Below are 20769 nucleotides of genomic sequence, written 5' to 3' on the forward strand. Positions count from 1 at the left end.
CAATAATTAAAAGATTATTCTGGATTAGTCCAACCCGGATTCTGGATCAGATTAACATTATGCTTCAATTCTTTATGGTTGATCGGCCAAAACCACATCTTCTCCGCAAAGATAGTTGGTAAAGAAGTGCATATTACTGGAGTATGAAACTCTACCTTCATATCTTCTGTCGCCAACATATTGCAACCGTATACCGGTGCAGCTTCTTCTTCTGGAGCATCCATCCAACGGCGCAAATCAAAGTAACGATGTCCTTCTGCGAAAAGTTCTATCTGTCGTTCCCGTTTCAGTTTAACACGGAATTTTGAAGGGTTACCATAATCTTCTTCACTATAATCAGGTAATCCAGCACGAATACGAACTGGACGGATCCCCTTTTTCATTTCTGACTCATTCCGACTAATAGAATGCTTTTTACTGCCATCCCAAGAAGCTATTTCATACGAACCTCCCAGTTCATTCAAAGCTTCAGCATAAATTAACAGAATTTCTGCATAACGAATAGCAGGATCTGGTTTAAATGTAACGCGACTTACATCATAAGCATTTTTCTGAGTGTAACTAATATCATCAGGGTGCACATATTTCTTAATACCAATACCTGTACGTAACCAATATGTAGAAGTCTTATACCCGTCATGTCCATCACCTCGATAATAGTAGACCTGTACATTTTTCTCCTCATCATGAGTATCATCATTAAGTGCTCGTAACAAATTCCATGTACTTCCATTATATGCGACAGAGGCATAGAAACGTGGTTCACGCTGTACATATTGTTTGGAAACTCCCGCCCCTAACGGACCTAGTTCTGGATATTCTGCTAGTTCTTCTGTTGTCACAAAGTCCTTCGAACGTGAATTCAAATTGTAACGACCTTCATATCCAGCTCTGTCCGCATACATATCATTCATACCTGCACAATCTTTCCCATCATTCATATAATAAGCATCACATTGCTTCTGTGTAATACCATGAGAACCATACCCTCCAGCTGCATTACGAGGCAATTGATGGATCACTAAAACCTTTAGATTTTCACCGCCTTGATTCTGCCCACGTGTGAAGATTAATTCAGGGTTAGCACTAGCAGCTACTGCCCCATTGAAAATCGAACGATATGATTCAAACGGATCAATATTCCTCCAGCCATTAGGCCAATCTTGCTCTGAAAACTCTTTATGATATGGAGGAGCAATTGTAGCTGGGTAAGCTAGCTCGCCTACTGCCCTAGAAGGAGCCACATACAGTTCATAATAATTCAAGTCCATTACATCCTTAGCCGCTGCTGCTGCCTTAGCCCATTTCGTTTCATCATATGATTCTGGTAGTAAATGTGTTCCATCTTTATTCACCAAAGCCGCAGCAACCGAAGCTGGAGCTTTTCCATTATATAGCGGACTTGCAGCAAATAAAAGAACTTTGGCACGTAATGCTAATGCTGCTCCACGAGTCGGTCGCGCAATCTCTTGTACAGGTCTCTGAAGTGGCAATACATTTGCAGCTTTTATCAATTCATCTGTTATATACGCTACACATTCATCATATGTATTTCGCGGATAAGCTAAGTTATCATATGAATCCATATAATCAAGTCCCTCATCTGGGATAATAGGTATCGGTCCATACAAACGAAGCATAAACCAATAAAAATATGCCCGCAGGAAATGAGATTGTCCCTTAAAGTCCGCAATCTCCTCTTCTGAGAATTCTTTATTTCTATCAATATTATTTAAGAATATAGAGACCTGACGAATACCTTGATAAGCTGTTTTCCAAACCTTTTCACTCTGATTCTTACTACCAAGAACCCCCTCTTCGGTATATTGACCACTCTTCCAATTTTTGTAACCATCAGATTCATCACCAAAATACATATCATCAGCAAAATTGAATGGCAGGCTCTTTTTACTACAAACATCTTGCATGTAATCATCGCCCAAATAAGCATAAGCACGAGCGATCCATTCATTAGTATAATCTTTACTACTAAACACATCCTCAATAGTCAGACGCTCATCAAACAGATAATCGGAATCCAAATAATCGGCACATCCGGTTAAAGAAAAGCCCAATCCTGTCATAAAGGATAAAATTATAATTACTTTTTTCATATATTCGTCTTATTATAGATTAACTGATATACCTAACGAGAAAGTTTTACTAAGCGGATATTGCTTTCCGTTTGAACTACCCATTTCTGGATCCCAAGATTTAAAACTAGAAAAAGTGAGTAAGTTAGTACCTATAAAGAAAATACGTACCTGATTCATATGAATCTTATTCACCAACGCTTTTGGTAAGGAGTAACCGACATCCAAGGTCTTCAGACGAAGGTAAGCACCATTTCTCAACCAAAATGTAGAAGAACGGTTGTTATTATCATTTTTTCCATAAGTCAGACGTGGATATTCAGCATTAGGGTCTTCATTAACACCCAATATCCAACGATTACTCTCAGCCATATCTTTTAACACGTTTCCCCAACCATCGCCACCTGAAAACATATAAACCGTAGAGCCATCAATAAAATAAGTTGACTTGCCAACTCCTTGAAAATGCACATTCACATCCAAACCTTTCCACTTAGCAGCCATACCAAAGCCATAAGTAAAGTTTGGTTTCTTCGTAGCACCAATAGCAACCTTGTCATCATCATTAATTACACCATCACCATTAATGTCTTTATACTTAATATCTCCTGGCATCACATCTCCAAACTGTTTTGGCCAATTACGAATTTCTTCGTAATCCTTAAATAAACCCAACGCAATCAATCCCATTGCTTGATCTACCCGGTGACCTTCCTGCATTTTATACCAATAGACTGTGTTTTCCTCATCACGTTCCAAAATTTCATTCTTACCGTAAGTCATATTACCACGTAATGTCAAGTCCACTTTACCTATTTTTTGCTTAAATGCAAAATTTCCATCAAATCCTTTTACTTTCACTTCACCTACATTTCCTTTGGGGTATTGTTCCTCATTCTTCGCATTTACAGCCGATAAACCAACAATCCATGGCAAATATTTACGCTCCATATAAATACCCGTACGTTTTTCATGAAAGTAATCAATAGAACCAGACAACTTATCATTAAAGAAACTAAAATCAATTCCTAAATCTTGCTTAGTAGCAATTTCCCACGAAACGTCAGAGGAAGCTAAAGTTGAATAACGCAATCCCTTATAATATCTTTCAAAGTTATTATCCGCAAATTGGTACCCTCCCGTATCTATAAGTTTATCGTCCTTCTTCTCGTAATTTCCATCCTTGTCTCTTTTATACATTCTTTCAAGTGCATATAAATAAGGAAAACGAGCTCCTAAATCATCATTACCCGTTTTACCCCACGAATAACGAATTTTAAACATATTAATCCATTTCGCATGATCCTTTATAAATGCTTCTTCTGCCACATTCCAAGCAAAGGAAACAGCTGGAAAAAAGCCAAAACGATTATCTTTATGAAAATTCTCAGAACCAGTATATCCAAAATTAAAATCAACAAAATAACGATATCTCCAATTGTAGTTAATACGTCCTGCCAAACCTTGATTACGACGGGCTATTCCATTCTTTAGATCCGAATTAATATTTTGTGTCATAACCTTAGAAGATTGGGTGTATTTTAAAACAACCCCAAAATGATGATCTTGAATACCGCGATTATAGTGCAGTTCTCCCTCAAAAAACTCCTTACGTTCTCCATTTCCTCCAGAACTTTGAGTCATTTGTTGCTCTTCTCTCACTCTAGTCAAGTGAAGTTCTCCATCAGTGTCACGATAATGATTTCCATATAATTCCGGGAATTTAACACGTTTGATATAATTATCGTTATAAGTATCGTATCCAAAGCGTCCAATAAACTTCAATCCTTTTGTGATGAATTTCAGATCCTGCTCCAATACTACATTAGTTTGTATGCTGTTCTTCCAACTTTCGTTATATCCAGTCTGAGTCGCCTGTGTCCACGGATTGATATTATCTTCTTTTTCCGACCAGGATGGAATTTTTCCATCCGAATAAGTCAAAGGCATCATGATAGAATTATAGCCCATCAACGTGGTCCAAATAGCTCCTGTTCCTACCCCTGGGTCATTTTGCTTCTTAAGTGAACCAGAAATACCCACCTTCAACAAAGTAGTTTTAGTTATATCAATATCTACATTCATACGGTAAGTCCATTGTCGATAGTTCGCATTGGTATTATACTTCTTTAACGATTTATCTGTCTTATACATACCTTGTTGATCATAATAACTACCACCCACGTAATAACGGGCTGTCTTACCACCACCAGTCATGTTCAGCGATGCACGCGAACTATAAGCACCATTACGCAACATCACATCCATCCAATCTACATCCGGATATAAATCTTGATCAAGCCCCAAACGGAAAATTTCCAATTCCTCTGGTCGGAAAAGTGGTTCTTGATTGCGTGCAATCTTAGCTTCATTAGCCATAGAAGCATAAGTATATCCATCTACAAACTCTGGAAGTTTAGTAAATGTATTATAAAACCCTTCCACCTTAGCATTGATATTAATTTTACCCTCTTTACCACGACGAGTATTAATTAAAATAACACCATTAGCACCTTTGCTACCATAAATTGCAGTAGCTGAAGCATCTTTCAATACAGTGAACGACTCCACATCTTCAACACTCACTTCATTCAAGTCTCGTTCAAAACCATCAACCAAAACCAATGCCGAACTATTAGCACCAAAAGTCGAAATACTGCGTACCCAAAACTCAGATACAGTACCAGGACGACCATTGGATTGCATAGCATGTATGCCAGGCACTACTCCTGCTAAAGCATCAGCCATAGAAGAAGATGGAGAATACTTTAAGTCTGCCACATCCACATTGGTTACCGCTCCAGTAATTGCAATTTTCTTCTGAGCGCCGGTACCAGTGATAACTACTTCATCAATAAGGCTAGCTTCTGATTCTTTCATTATCACATTTACTACTCGTTGTTCCTTTACAAGCACTTCTTGCCGATCATAGCCAATATAAGTAAATACCAATTTGTGAAAAGCGGGCATCTTAATTGAATATCTACCATTCATATCAGTAATAGCACCCAATCCAGGCATCTCTGCAATGGATACATTTACACCAATCATAGGTTCATTATTTGTATCGGTCACAATTCCTGTTACTACAATCCTTTCCTGTGCTGAAACATTAACTGCCAGCCCCAGTAGTAACATACATGTTAATAGAAAATTTCTCATTATATAATGTGTGTTTATCATTTATTAATCTTCCATAGCTATTTTACGAATGCGATGATTATTATTATCTCCAACAAAGAAACACTCTCTCACGTCATCATACACAATGCATATCGGTTTATCAAAGCGTGCTTCCAAACGCAAATCACCATTATTAAACCCAGCAGTGCCACTTCCATTCGGACGTCCAGCAAATGTACTTACACGCCCTTGTGGAGTTAACTTACGTACACAGTGATTATCTATATCACAGAAATAATAATCATATTCATCCTCTTGCCCTGCATAATCTGGATTTTTGACAAAACAGCCTTGCCGCGGAGAGTTAAGGCGGGCACTATTACCCATTCCATCGACCCAATTTTTCGTATCATATTTTCCACAAACTAAATAAGGAGTAGTAAATGTTTTTTCAGCCTCATCATAATCGCTACGCATAATATAATGCTTATCAGATAATGTTATATACATATATTTTCCTGTCGGGTGAATATTTGTAAATATTTGACATTTCGAATACGGCAATTTTACTTTACTTACATCATGTACTTTTGTTTCTGGATCATATCTTCCAATCACTCCTAAATCGTATCTAGAGGTATAAATTTCCCCATTACGAGGATGAGCACTAGCCGATCTACAGCCACGAGCTATAAATGAATTAACTTGTGTTTTGAAGCCACTTTCACGAGAATAGAAAAAAACTGCATCTTCTGTAGTATTAGCAACATCTCTAACAGCAATCAATTCCCCGTTAATAGAAAAACTAAGAACATTCAATGCTTTATTCTCTACTGGACTTGGAAAAGTTATCGTTTCTAGCCGCTCATCTTTAAAGTTAAGCACACGATGCGACTTACTTCCACCACAAACATACAGATAATCATGATCGAAAGGATCAAAGACCATCCACATCATATTTTCAACTCCGCCACAATCATTAAAAGGTCCATCCTTTATATCATATTTCGTATTATTCTCATACGTTTCTCCAAGGAAAGTAGTCACCAACATCTTCTTCTTATAAGTAAACTTTTCTTCAGCTTCCACATAAGCCAATTCTTCTCCATTCTCATCTAGAATAGTAACCTCAATGTCTCCCTCATAAGCTTTTGATGGAACAAAACAATGCAAACTCTGATTTTTCACTCCTATTACCTTGGCATTTTGTCCGCCAATAGTTACTTTTATCCGGGATACGTCGTTTCCAAAATTATCCCCATATAGTACCAAACGACTTCCCAATCCTCCTTCTTTAGGAATAAAATCAGAAATAGCCACAGGCCTGCTCGGATCAAAAGGTAGTTCTCCTCCTTCGTTATCATCCTTGCAGCTAACGAAACAGAAACTAATCAACGCTAGTAATCCACATAGGAAATACCAACCATGATCTTTTATTTTCACTTTCATAATACATTGATTTTAAATGTTAGTAAATATGTTTTCAATTGTTAAATATTGGAATTAAATCAGAATCGGAAGGTATGCAATTCTTAATGTAGGGCCAACCGTCATTAGTCCACAATATACGATCGAGCATCCCCAAACGCCCTCCAACCGTATCATTCTCCTTCATATAGCTATGGTAAATCATCCAATCAGTACCTTCATCATCTTGAATTATTATAGAATTATGCCCTGGCCCTATCCATTTCTGCCCATCTCCTTCCAACACAAGTTCCCAGTTGTTTTTAAGCATATCTTTCCCGACTTTATCAACATAAGGACCAAGAAGGTTTTCCGAACGCCCAACTACCACTTGATAAGAAGCATTTATCCCATTACAACAACTGCCAATAGAAGCGAACAAATAATAATATCTACCTTTTTTATATATATTAGTACCTTCGAAAGCATTCCCACAAACTTGCTTCTTCAAAGTAGGTTTTCCATCATTTCCTAATTTAACAGTCAACCCATCATCTTCCAATTCAGTAACATAGATGCCTTTAAAACTTCCAAAGAACATATATTTCTTTCCATCTTCTTCATAATAAAACTGATCTATACAATTAGAACCAAACTCTGCATTACCTATTAACTCTTTACTAGCAAGGAAAGGTCCCATAGGTGTATCACCTACAGCTACAGCCGTATAACTAATATCAGCGCCATTCATTTTAGCCCATGAATAATAAAGTACATATTTGCCATTAAGAAAACGAATCTCCGGAGCCCAGAATGCCCCTCCTCCCGGTAAATCAGGTTCGGTTGCTTTATTAAAAGCTGTACCTTGATATTCCCAATTCACTAAATCTTTTGAGCGATAAACAGGCATCCAATAAGTCTTGGTTTGTGTCGCATATAAATAAAAGTAGCCATCCTTGGCACGAATCACACTTGGATCAGGTACACTCTTATCTGAAATAATAGGATTTGTATATGTTCTTCCAACTTGAAGATAACAAACCTCATCACGACAAATAATTTTTCCATTGGAGCAGCGACCTAACTGTAAAGGAAGCAAATAATTAACGATAGCCATTCCTTCACGCTTAACCGTAATTTCTCCATTAGACTGAGTTTCACCAGCTTTAAAAGACACACCTTCACCTAAATCATAATTACTTGCAGGCAGAAGTTGATAAGAGGTTTTATAAATTTTATTATACTCTGCAACCAATTCTTCCGCATTGGATGGTACAGCGAAGTTACAAACGAAATCCCAAGGATTGACTGCTGATACTCCATCGATCTTATAGTCAAGTATTGCACCAATAGATACAGGAATCAAATCTTTATTCACACTAACTTCTGCAGCAGAAGTGGTAAAACCAACTATTGGATAATCAAAAGAAATACCAAGTAGCATTTTGCTTTGGCTATCTCTTACTTGAACTTCATCGCTACTAAGTTTTAAAGCAATAACATATTCGACACCTTTTTCCCTAAATTCAGTAAATACTTTAGATGGATTAAACTTAACCTCAACATCCATAGTAGATGCTCCTTCTTTAAAAGACACTTCTGTAGAGGTAAGAGAATACAATGACGAGGGCAAAAGTACATAAGATGTTTTCTCCTTATTATTATATACTTTCAGCTCATCCTCACTCCATGTGTTTATTTGAGCTTTAAAGCTATGATTAACTCCATTTCCTACGACTTTGATTTGGAAAGGAAACGCAAAGCTTTCTTCTGTACAAGAAACTTTGATTGCATTCAGACCATTTGGCTGTAATTGTAGATAATGATTCGTAGTATTTCCTGAATCATCAGCCGGAGCATTGTTATCCGAGCCACACGATAGGAGTAAAAGTATTCCCGTCAATATATATATAAAACGGTGTGCACTCATAGTGATACTTTTTCTTTTAATCGGTTTGTTATTCATTTCATAAGATTTAAGTTGGGCTCAATACAAGCCCTTTGTGTTACATATGATTTAAAAATTAATTAAAATGTGTTATCCTTCAAGCATTCTTTTTAACTATACTTCAAAAAACCAATCGTTATATTCTTTACCTTCTTTATTTTATTTTATTAAGTGCTCACATAAAATCGGCTATAATATTTCTTACGAACGACACAAAAGTAGAAATTCTGTTGCATTTAGAGTAATACAAACAGGTCAATAAATGGAAAATTAGTCCCAAAGCGTTTTTAACAACTAATAAGAGAGGACATAAGAGATGATAGCGACCAATTATTTTCATTATGGACAATTTCTATTCTTTATTGAATAAATTCTTTCTATTTTAGCAATCTGAAATCTTACCTTTGCTACAACGAATCATTTTATACTCTAATATGAAAACTAAGCAATCTTTAATGACGTTCCTAATGATTATGTTTTGGGTAACATCTGCACTGGGACAGCAAGTAATCCCTCCATCATGTTTTACTGATAGTCACGACATCACCTCACTGCAAACTTGGGGGCCTTACTCCAAACGATACGCAGGAATCTCACATATACCCGATATGAAAGCCGGAATGCGTTTCGATTTCTCTGTAATGCCAGGCTATTACCGCAATCGTCAACTGGTTCCTCATGTGCTTTTCGAATCATCTTATTACCCATGGGATATCAATCCATCCATGAACCGCATCACATACCGCTATGAAATGGAGTGGAAAGACCGAGTATTTACCGATGTCACCTATTATATATTAGATGAACACCGAACACTGGTAGGTATGAATTGCGTCAATAATACTGCTGTTAACCAAAATCTCGTTCTCAATTTGATGGCATATATCGATTATGAAGGAGAACAACCTCAGTTCAAAATCCCTGAAGATTCAAATATACAGTGGCATAACGCAACCGATTATATATCAAATGAGCCTGTACGCAAATCTCCACAGTATAATTTAGTATACGACGGATGGAAAAGGAACGAAATGCGAACTTCTCAATCACTCAGTGGTTTTGTTCTAGGAAAAGGATTTGGAAGAGATAAGGAAGACAAAGTGAACTATGAAATAAATATTCTACCTGGAAAAGAAAAAGGAATGATAGGATTCAGATACAATACTCCTAAAGGAAAAACAAGCACTTTTCAAGTAAAAGGAATAACTGAAAGCCACCTGGAATTACAAGGCACCGGAGAATACAGCATAGTCTCAATCCCTTATTCCTGCAAAGAACCGGGTAAATATACACTAGAGTTAACTTCAGAGGGTACTTATAGTACTGATTTAGATGGTTTCTTTATCGGTAGCGAAGAAGATATAAAGCAAATCAGAATACTGCCCAGGAAGCTTTCTTTTATTCCCGAAATTAAATCGGGAAAAACAAAACAAGATTTTATCTTAAAATATCCGGAATGTGATAACTATTACGGAATAGCATGGAATTACCAAGAATCTCAGATTCGGGAAATTTTGGATGATAATCTGGAATCTTTCTTCCGCAAAAAGACTCACGACCATGTATCAACGAGACTAATAGGAAACAGAGAGTGGCATTATTCTAATGCTTTTCTACGTCCGATTGTCCTGACACCTCACTCCGAACAAACCATATACGCCTTAATCTGCACCGGAACGTCCCAACAAGTCAATGAACAGATTCAAAAGTTTCATTCCACACCGGAAACTCTGACTTCATTAATACAAAAGGATTCGAATAGCTCCGAAGACAGAATATTAGCAGATGGTAAGAAGTATGAATTCGGACATCGCTTATTGCAATCAGCATTATTATCCAACATTGTTTATCCCGTTCATACCCAAGGACAATACATCCGGCATTTTACGCCCGGCAAAAATTGGAATAGCCTTTATACATGGGATTCCGGTTTCATAGCTCTGGGATTAATAGATGTGGATATTACTAAGGCTTTTGAGTGTATCAGAGCTTATACAACTCCTGTTGGCAGTGAATCTGCATTTATTCATCATGGCACTCCATTGCCCATACAGATGTATGCTTATTACGATTTATGGAATAATTCTCAGTCAAAAGAAGCATTGCAATTTCTATATCCACGATTGAAGCAGTTCTTTGATTTTATGACAGGCAAGAACCTCTACTCCACAACCCGAATGAAAGGTTCTGGTCTACTACGAACATGGGATTACTTCTATAATTCAGGAGGATGGGATGATTATCCGCCTCAACATGCTTTACGTGACAAGGCTTCTGTTACTCCGGTAGTATCTTCGGCTTATTATATCCGAGCTGCTAAAATTTTACGTTTAGCAGCAAAAGAACTAGGGCTTAAAAAAGATGTAAAAGAGTATGAGCAAACCATCAAACAGCTGTCAAATGCATTACAAACCTATTCATGGGATGAGGAAACCGGTTATTTCGGATATGTAATGTACGATAACGATGGCAAACCCAAAGGCATCTATCGATATAAAGATGGCTCCAACTTTAATAAAGGCCTAGATGGAGTAAGCCCACTTATTGCAAACATCTCTTCCAAAGAGCAAACAAGCAGGATGATAAACCATGTATTTTCTCCTGACGAGATGTGGACAGAAGTAGGAATTTCTACAGTAGACCAGTCTGCTCCTTATTATCGTACAGACGGTTATTGGAATGGAGCCGTTTGGTTTCCTCATCAATGGATGGTGTGGAAAGCCTTACTGGACCTTGGAGAAGGAGAAAAAGCCTATCAAGTAGCAACTACAGCATTAAATACATGGGAGAAAGAATGTAAGGAGAGTTATTATACCTTCGAACACTTCATTATCTCCTCACAACGTGGAGCCGGATGGCATCAATTCTCCGGTTTATCATCTCCCATACTCAACTGGTTTGCTGCATACTACCGGATAGGGAAAGTTTCAACCGGCTTCGAGGTATGGATTTCCAACAGTCATTTCAATGATGATTATACACAGTATCAGGCAGAAATAGCTTTTGATGATTCAACAGTTCCTCATCAGCGAACAATTCTTGTTTGCATGAATCCGGAGAAAGATTATCAAGTTGCTTTCAATGGGAAAGTGGTGGAAAGCAGAACATACCATCAAGGATTATTAGAAATCACATTACCTAGTACAAACAAATCGGGAAAACTTACAGTTACACCAATCTGACAGCATAAATTTCACATAGCGTAACCACACCAACAGTTTTATTCGTTATTATACAGACTGAATATAACTTTTGGTGTAGTTATTCTAATAAAATCGAATTTCTCACATATCATAGATACTCAAACATACTTTTTATTCATAGCCAAAAGCATATTCTGATATATAAATATCCACATTTTTGTCTCCAGCAGAGTAATCCCTATAGGTAGTGTCATAGGTCTCATCACCAGTCAACTTATTAGTTCTTTTTGCAATTACTTCAATTTGACCACCTTTCTTCCCTATATTGGTACCAATAGCCATTCCTTCATTATTAATATTCGTTGTTCCTCCGAGGCATTGTTCATAACCTGAATTATGATTATACATAACACATGAATAACTATATTTATCTGTATTCATTGGCAGGTAAACCCTCAAAATAAAGCTAGTTTCGTCCGATGCAGACTCACCACTATTAATGTCATCTATACTTGGTTGTGGTCTATTATATCCCCAATAATTACAATAAGGATCCCCAATTACTTCTGGATAACTCCAAGTAGAAAATAAGCTACGATCATATTTATACTGACTTTCCACTTCCGGTACAGGAGTGGATCCTATAAAACTTTCATGAATAGTACGCATTCTCATGTAAATATATCGTCTTGTTGTACTATATGGGAAAGCATATGCTGGTATTTTTTCAAGAGCACCATCACCCAGTATTTTGACAAGGCCATATTTACTACCATGCATATTTATATAGGACCACTCAGCCATATTACCAGTATAACTCCATTGAATCTGCAAATAGTATTGATCTGAAACATCCCTACCTGTACCCTCCTCGATAAATCCTGCATTCCAACAAAAATCAGCATAATAACTATAACCATCTTCAGTATCAGAATCTAAATCCGGAACAAATTTAAATTCACACAACCCACATGGGGAATAAGGACACGTGCCATCCCTATCCTCTGCCCACTCTAAGGCAGACTCTTCTTCTTCCCATGGATCACTTCTTGTTAATACACTATCCTGATCCAATTTCAAATCAACAGCATCTTCAACAGCGCTTTCTAAATTGCCATCCATTTCATGACTGCATGAATAAAACGCAAAAAACATCGCAAAGAGGATACTCCATCCTAAAAATAGTTCCTGTCTCATAGCTAGTATATTTAAAAGTTAAACAATCTATAAATATAGAGACAAACAACCATTTATACAAATTATAAGAAATGTTCGTAAACACAAAAAGTTCCCAATTTACAAGGCAAAAGAATAAAGATAAAGAAATACGTTATAACAATACTCTCATTCAAATTTTCTCCTTTGCAAATCGGGTGTTTTGAAAAATAGAGTTTCGAATATGGCAAAAGCAATATAAGTCACGGTTTATTATGATTTATGGGCGAAACACTCATTTTTGTAGAATAAAAACTTGTAAAGTAACAACTAATAGTGATTTTCTATGATGGAAGAAATTATAGTTCACTATAGAAAACACGTAATTCTTTAAAGAATTTCTACAACCCACTTCTCTATATTGCGGGTTTTAGCGCTGAAGTTCACTCCTATTTTGAATAGTTTCCGTTCATCCATTTCGAAGGGGAGCGCATAATGCTTCTCGTTGATCTGCTGTAAAGCCTCTTCGGCAGTACCTTCCAACTTAAACTCCATGATATAGATAAATTTATCCGTCTTCAGTACGAGGTCAATACGCCCGTCATTCGTATTATACTCTACCTGGGTATAGAAGCCAACCAGTTTGAACACGATAAACAGGACGTTTTCGTAATGCAATTCCTGTTCACGAATCACCTCATAGGTAGTATCTGCAAAAAAACTTTGCAAACGACGGAAAAAGGAATTATAATCTCCAGACTCCACTTCACGGACAAACTTCTGAATCTCAAAAGGAGACTCTACTTTATTCACATTAGCATAATAGGGCAATAGGAACCGTATAAATCCTTCTTCCACTTCACGATTAGGAAAGCCCAGACGATATATTCCAAAACGTTCGTCATATCCCTTTATTGTAAGATATCCGCTTTGATAAATCACCGGAATGGGGTTAGTGGATTCGGAGTCAATGCTGTTCAACACTTGCGCATCAGTCTCTTCGTGCGCCATTCGTTCCAGATCGTAATGATGCTTTTTCAGTAATTCCACCAAATAGGTAGGTGTTCCGGTTTCAAACCAATAGCTACCGAATTCCTTATACTTAAAGGCATTGAGCAGACTGAACGGATTGTAGATACCAATAGAATTATGTGTAAAGTGATAGCCATCGTAACGCTCTCTCAACTCTGAACAAAGTTTATCATAGGTCACTCCCCGTATATCGGCAAAATCATGAAGTTCGGCTTCCAGATTATCATGAATCTCCTGTTCGCTAACACCACAAATGTCAATGTACTGATTCCGCATAGAAATATCATCCAAATTGTTCAGATCGCTGAATACACTGACTTTACCGAACTTCGTCACCCCTGTCAGTAGGGCGAACTTGATGCAACCGTCCATTGTCTTAAGCGCTCCATAGAAGGGTTTTAAGGTATCCCTGAATTTCTTTTGAAGTTCCTCATTACCGATGGATTGCAGCATGGGTTTGTCGTATTCATCCACCAGGATGGCAACGCGTTGCCCGGCTTTCTCGTATGCACGCTGTATAATACCTGCAAAACGCAGGGAAAAGGAACGTTCAGACGGTTCGGCGCCATATAGCTTTTCCCATGCTGTCAGAGACTTTTCAAGTATGTTGTCAAGGCTCTCCAAAGTATCATATTTCTCGATATTGAGGTCCAGATGCAAAATAGGATGTTTATTCCAATCCTTTTCCAACTTTTCCATAGCCAATCCCACAAATAATTCCTTTTTGCCTTGAAAGTATGCTTCCAGAGTGGATATGAGAAGACTCTTTCCGAAGCGACGAGGACGGCTTAAGAAGTAATAACTACCCGTCTTTACCATTTGATAAATCAATGCTGTTTTATCAATATAGAAATAACCGCCATTCCGAATCTTTTCAAAATTCTGTATGCCAATGGGATAAATCTTATTGCTCATATTCTTCTGTTTTTATACACCAACACACAAAAATACAAATTTCCCTCTTATCTCCAATTATCTCCAACACTATTATTTGAGAAACTTCTTGTTTTAAGATGGATAGCAGGAATATGATTTTCTACTATCAAACAAGTGTACAGGATACTAAATAGATATTACTAAAACAGGGGGATTGGAAATGATCTTATTTCCCCATTCAAACGCGGATAACTTTCCCAAATATTCTGATCTTGATCAGAACTATCCAGATAACGTGCATCTTTAGTCTTTTTAAGTGCATCATTCATCTTTTTACGAAGATGATCCAGCTCCTCCATATACTCATTATTACCTACCAAATTTTTAAGACACCCTGGGTCTGAGCTTATATTATACAGTTCTTCATATGGACGTTTTGCCACTGCCTTCAGAAAATAAGGATATATTTCAGAATTATCTTTGTTATCAACAATAAATTTCCAAGTAGGTCCTTCGTCTATATCAAAATAAGCACTGTACATCGGAGTCAAATTACCTTCTCTGTCTATGCAGCAAGGATCACCTGCAGGATATCTTTCAGGACAAAAGTTCCTTATATAAAGAAGGTCTTTAGTTCGCAATACACGTATTGGATATCCCAAATTGTTATATCGTGCAGAACTGTGACGTTCCCTGCCTGCAAATACTGTAGTTCGTCCAGTACTTTTTTTCTGTTTCTTTAGATAAGGAAGGATACTGTTACCTGCCAACTTCTCTTTGCTTCGTATACCAACAGCATCAAGTATGGTTGGGAATAAATCTACACTGCTAATAAGTTCATCACTAATTCCCCCTTTTTTTATACCTTCTGTCCAACATATTGCTAATGGAACATGGATACCATATTCAAAACAAGTTGCTTTAGCCAAAGGGAAAGGCATTCCATTGTCAGCCATGACAATAATTAGAGTATTCTCAAATTCACCTTCTTCTTTCAATATATCAATGATTTGAGACAAATGACTGTCATACCATTCAATCTCAGTCCCGTAATCCAATAAATCTTGTCTAATAGAAGAAACATCGGGAAGAAAGGGAGGTATTTCCGCTTCAGTCTGTTTTTTATCAGCTTTTTCCCAACAATCTTTTTCGTAAGGACGATGCGGCTCATATGCACCTACCCAAAAGCAAAAAGGCTGTTTTCCATCTCTTTCATGAAGAAATTCTCTGAAATTTTGAGCATAATTAATCTTTGATATCCCACGATATGGAGGCTGAATCTGAATTTTATTGTAAGCAGGACCAGCAGGGTTATGTTTGCGTCCAGATATTTTCCAATTACCTGGACCCCATCCTTTTCCTGTGTATCCGATATGATAGCCTTCTTCTGACAATATATCAGGAAAACATTTATAATCAACTGGAAATGAAGAAGCATGTGTACCTGCCTCTTCTATCTGCCAAGGATAAAGCCCCGTAAGTATAGAAGCACGAGAAGGGCTGCTTCCAGGTGAAGTAACAAAAGCATTATTGAATAACCAACCACTTTGAGCAATCAAATCGAATGCAGGCGTTTTTACTAGAGGCGATCCATATGCTGATGTATGCGGATAAGATTGATCATCAGAAATAACAAACAAAATATTCGGCCTCTTGGTTACAGCAGAACTAACCTGTGGAATTAACAAGGAGCTCACTAAAGTAGAAAAGATATACCTATTACTCATATGGGTGAGAATTAAACTAGATAGTGGATATAACTTTGTTGGGATTTTCGGATTCATTTTTTATAATATATTAGTTAGTGAATATTAATCCTGTAAGTAAAAGGCCTCTATTACATATCATCTACTCTCCATATCCGCATTATGGAATCAGCCTGTTGCTTAATAATAAAACTAGCCCGCCCCCCTCATGACCATCATCACACGTATACCGATAATCCCACCCTGTCATATCATCTTCTCTCCGATAAAAACATTCTTCTTATCATACTTGCTAGAACGATAATAAAACATAATTGTTAATCTTTCCGGAACTAATATACCAGAGTTTACATTCCCATACACATCCATTTCCATCGAAAGCATACCATCAAAATAGCAAACCAGTTTCATTATATATTGGGCTTTAGTTTTGTCAATGCATGAAACCCCATCGAGAATAATATTTCTCTGTTCTTATCACCCCTTCCACGTTGAATCTAACAAATTAATGCCCAATTTCTCACGAGTGAGGTTAAAATCAAGGCCATAATATGAAAAATATTCTCTAAACATACATCCTTGTAAGAGAAATAAGAAAATGAATGATAAAGAAACAAGCTTCTTCATTATATTCTCAATATATATAAACTTTATAAAATTATCTTCAAACGTTTCTTTATATCTTCCAAGATTCTTAATCTTTGTTTATTTCTCATCAAGACTCTTTCAGCCTTATCAAATGCACTCATTTTCTCTCCATTGTCATCAGGTTCAAAAGAATTTTTGATAAAAAAAATCCCCCTATAACGTTGGTATAAATTATAAGGATAGAACTCTCGCGGAGATTTTCTATCACCTTGAAAACGAGATAAAACGATAGTATCAAAATAAGATGTCATAGGAACATAAAGAACATCACTTTCTATCTGATTCAAAATAGATTCAATGCTTTCAGCAGGTGGACGCTGCAGTTCTTCTCTTCTCCTATTAAACTCTTGATCATAAATAGTCATACTACCATTGCCTGTTAATAACAGTAGTGGCAAATAATCATCCTCATATTTACCTTTCATATACTTACCAAAAGGTTCACAATGCACAACAGGGTAGGTTGAAATCGGATTAATATGCACACTATGTGCATAAATAATAGCTTGATTTTTAGAAAAAGATGGAAAATGATCCAATAGAAAGTTCGTGTTAACAAACATCACAGAATCACGGTTTATAAAACGTTTTACACGGTCACCTCCAATATTATTAGAAAGGGAAAGAATATGAGTGATACATTCTATTTCATCTATAGTTAATATCTTTTGAAGATTACTTTTGTGTGTTTGGAGATATTGAACCGCATCCTTCCAATCTTTCTCCATCAGTAAAACAGATAATTGATCAGCTTCTGGTATTTTCCACTCACGATTCAAATGCGTCACAAAATCAAAAATATCTATTGCCGAATTTTGGGCTGAATTGCAGACGCTATTATAATCCATACCTAACAATCTCACTTTGCGATCTTTTTTTTCCCCTAAGTTATAACGCTTCAGCTCCTTTATAAATTTCATTCTTTGCTCATCAAGAAGACTGAGTTCTATGGAATCGAGCACAAATTCATCATCCAACACATATCTGTTATAAACAAGTGATTTTTCCATGGGCATTTCCCAAATTATCAGCTTGCAATCTTTGTTCTTCACACTCTCTAACATCAGTTGACATGCAAGGCGACGAATAGAGTTACTCCCATGTATAGATTCTCCTAAAGCTATGATTTTTCGAACTTCCATTACACAAGTTTTGTCACATAGATTTTCCGCACTTGATTGATAAGGAATATAATTAAAACCTTTCGGTAAAAGCAGTTTAGGAAATTCTCTAACAGGATATTCATTGATATTCTTATTCCCAATCATTATATCCAACTTGGAAAATGCGATATACGCTTCCGTATCAGTAACTCCATCTGCACGAATACGAATATTCATCATCTCTACTCCCTCTAATGATATCTTTTTTGATACACTGCTAAGAAAACTATCTGGAACAAATGTCATTGTATCTGAAAAAACACATTTTTCCTTATCATCAATCCCATCTATTAAAATAGAAACAGCTTTAATATTTTCTCCTTTAGCTTCAAATGTTACTAATCCTTCTTTTTCCTTATGAATAGGAAGTAAAATTCTCTGTTCAAGTTCCGTTCGAAGACAATCAGACGGAAAACCTTTAAGATATTTTTTTGCAAACAAAGTCCTGTTAGATTCTTTCATCTCAACATTTATGGAACAACCAGTATATGCTGCATTTTCCATCCATGGATATTCAATAACCATATCCTCCTCCATAGAAAAATGTAAATTATATGCATCTATATAATTTATAGGGAGTGGTTGAGCTACACAAGACGATAGTCCAAGAATGCATATAAAAAGACAATATATATATTTATTCATAAACGAGTAATTTAGAATAATTCTTATGACTCATTTAAATTAAAGTCATAAGAATTATATTATAAAAATATTCAATACCCCATTGAAGCCTTACCTTTTGCATATCCTTCTCTGATGCCTTGAGAAAAATATATCATCTCGTAATCTACATCTCCAAAGTCGCTTCCAGCTGATGCTGCAGCCAAAAATGCAGCAGCTTTGGCCCCAACATTAGCCCATGTACTTCCAGATTGCCCAGCTTCATATCCTAAATCAAAACCACTACGATACATCATATCGTAAATCTCTACTCCCGTTTGAGGCAATTTATTCGGATCATAAGTCGTCACATTGTTATCCGGTCCCACATAGCCTACTCCTACTACATATCCACCATTCCATGTTCCCTCCCAATAGAACAAATCATCCAATGTGTATTTTGGGCCCCCATAAGTTCCGTAAATATTAACATCAGGATAGACATAGCCCATACCATAAACCCAACCACCATACCAAGGACCTTCCCAATTATCAAAATCATATTGAGAGTAATAAGAACTATCACCAGAGCCAGGAAAACCGTAGTAGTCTCCACAGCCATTCCAACCACTATTATAATAATAGCCATCAGAGTTTCCACCGACATAACGGCGCATCTCTTCTTTTTCTAACACAGGGAATAGCTGACGCAATCCCTGAAAATTTGTTTTTGTAATCTTTTTCATAATTTATTAGTTTTATGATTCTAATAGAGAAACCATCTTTAATGCACATTCTACTACCTGATCCATATTATAATATTTATATTCAGCTAATCTACCACCAAAGAACACATTACTTTGTTGCTGAGACAGTTGATAGTATTTTTCATATAAACTATTATTTTCTTTATTATTTATAGGATAATAGGGCTCTGCTCCATTTTCAAATATAGCTGGAAACTCTTTAGTGATAATTGTATCTGGTTGGCAGCCAAACTCAAAATGTTTGTGCTCAACAATACGTGTATATTGAATATCAGCATCAGTATAATTTACGACTGCATTCCCCTGAAAATTTGCTTGACCTTCAAGTAAAGTAGTCTCAAATCTCAAAGTGCGGTATTCTAAAGTACCATAAAAATAGTCGAAATAACGATCTATTTCACCCGTATAAACGATGTTATCCGCCAAAGTATCCCAATATGCCTTATCTGAAAAATAATCCACTTCCAACAGTAAGTCTGCTTTTGCTAACATTTTCTCAATAATCGAAGTATAACCTCCAATAGGTATTCCTTGATATCTGGCATCAAAATAGTTATTGTCAAAAGTAAAACGTACAGGCAAGCGCTGAATAATAAACGCGGGTAAATCTACAGCAGACCTCCCCCATTGTTTTTCAGTATACCCTTTTATCAATTTCTCATATATATCCCTCCCTACAAGAGATATCGCTTGCTCTTCCAAATTCTGTGGCTCCTCTATACCTGCTTCAAGCCTTTGAGTCTCAATCATACTCAAAGCCTCCGCTGGAGTTCTCACTCCCCACATTTGATAAAAAGTATTCATATTGAAAGGCAAATTATAAAGTTTGCCTTTATAATTTGCCAATGGAGAATTCGTATACCGATTAAACTCTGCAAACGAATTTATATAATCCCATACATATTTGTTGTTTGTATGAAATATATGAGCACCATATTTATGAACGACAATATCATTCACCTTTTCTGTATAAATATTACCACCAATATGATTACGCTTGTCTATAACAAGGCAAGTTTTCCTCTTCCTAGTCAATTCTCTTGCCACGACAGAACCGAAAAGACCGCAGCCCACAATAAGATAATCATAATGTTTCATAGTCTGT

General features: G+C 36.6%; 11 protein-coding genes. 1 reads left to right on the forward strand and 10 read right to left on the reverse strand.

Going from position 1 to position 20769, the window contains the following annotated elements; genetic code table 11:
• Positions 1-14: 14 nt before the first annotated feature.
• The 4 genes from ACHLI0_RS12175 to ACHLI0_RS12190 are packed head-to-tail and all read right to left on the reverse strand — an operon-like array spanning position 15 to position 8589.
• Positions 15-2114 (reverse strand): RagB/SusD family nutrient uptake outer membrane protein, encoded by a 2100-nt coding sequence (locus ACHLI0_RS12175; RefSeq protein ID WP_288676297.1) that lies wholly within the window; start codon positions 2112-2114, stop codon positions 15-17.
• Between the two features lie 12 nt (positions 2115-2126).
• Positions 2127-5255, reverse strand: a complete 3129-nt coding sequence (locus tag ACHLI0_RS12180; RefSeq protein WP_490749252.1) for a SusC/RagA family TonB-linked outer membrane protein — start codon at positions 5253-5255, stop codon at positions 2127-2129.
• Between the two features lie 24 nt (positions 5256-5279).
• Positions 5280-6665, reverse strand: coding sequence for an IPT/TIG domain-containing protein (locus ACHLI0_RS12185; RefSeq protein ID WP_490749253.1), 1386 nt, complete (start codon positions 6663-6665; stop codon positions 5280-5282).
• A 34-nt stretch (positions 6666-6699) separates the two neighbouring features.
• Positions 6700-8589, reverse strand: coding sequence for a family 43 glycosylhydrolase (locus ACHLI0_RS12190; protein ID WP_490749254.1), 1890 nt, complete (start codon positions 8587-8589; stop codon positions 6700-6702).
• 455 nt (positions 8590-9044) lie between these two features.
• Between ACHLI0_RS12190 and ACHLI0_RS12195 the strand changes: the two genes are divergently transcribed.
• Complete coding sequence (locus ACHLI0_RS12195) at positions 9045-11753, forward strand: MGH1-like glycoside hydrolase domain-containing protein (RefSeq protein ID WP_490749255.1); 2709 nt, start codon at positions 9045-9047, stop codon at positions 11751-11753.
• A gap of 132 nt (positions 11754-11885) precedes the next feature.
• Here the strand turns inward: ACHLI0_RS12195 and ACHLI0_RS12200 are convergent, their stop codons facing one another.
• From ACHLI0_RS12200 to glf, 6 genes are all read right to left on the reverse strand, one after another.
• On the reverse strand, positions 11886-12911 hold the full coding sequence (locus tag ACHLI0_RS12200) for a hypothetical protein (protein ID WP_490749256.1): 1026 nt from the start codon (positions 12909-12911) through the stop codon (positions 11886-11888).
• Positions 12912-13259: 348 nt separating this feature from the next.
• The gene (locus ACHLI0_RS12205; protein ID WP_490749257.1) at positions 13260-14816 is read right to left on the reverse strand and encodes an ATP-binding protein; all 1557 of its coding nucleotides are present in this window, start codon (positions 14814-14816) and stop codon (positions 13260-13262) included.
• Positions 14817-14977: 161 nt separating this feature from the next.
• Positions 14978-16561: a sulfatase family protein gene (locus ACHLI0_RS12210; protein WP_490749258.1), complete on the reverse strand. Its 1584-nt coding sequence runs from the start codon at positions 16559-16561 to the stop codon at positions 14978-14980.
• Positions 16562-17133: 572 nt separating this feature from the next.
• Positions 17134-18939 (reverse strand): erythromycin esterase family protein, encoded by a 1806-nt coding sequence (locus ACHLI0_RS12215; protein ID WP_490749259.1) that lies wholly within the window; start codon positions 18937-18939, stop codon positions 17134-17136.
• A gap of 71 nt (positions 18940-19010) precedes the next feature.
• Complete coding sequence (locus ACHLI0_RS12220; RefSeq protein WP_074559599.1) at positions 19011-19643, reverse strand: TIGR04149 family rSAM-modified RiPP; 633 nt, start codon at positions 19641-19643, stop codon at positions 19011-19013.
• A gap of 12 nt (positions 19644-19655) precedes the next feature.
• A complete protein-coding gene (gene glf, locus ACHLI0_RS12225) occupies positions 19656-20762 on the reverse strand; it encodes a UDP-galactopyranose mutase (protein WP_490749260.1) in 1107 nt (368 codons plus the stop codon).
• Between the last annotated feature and the right edge of the window lie 7 nt (positions 20763-20769).

This window comes from Bacteroides sp. RCH18, assembly GCF_058231005.1.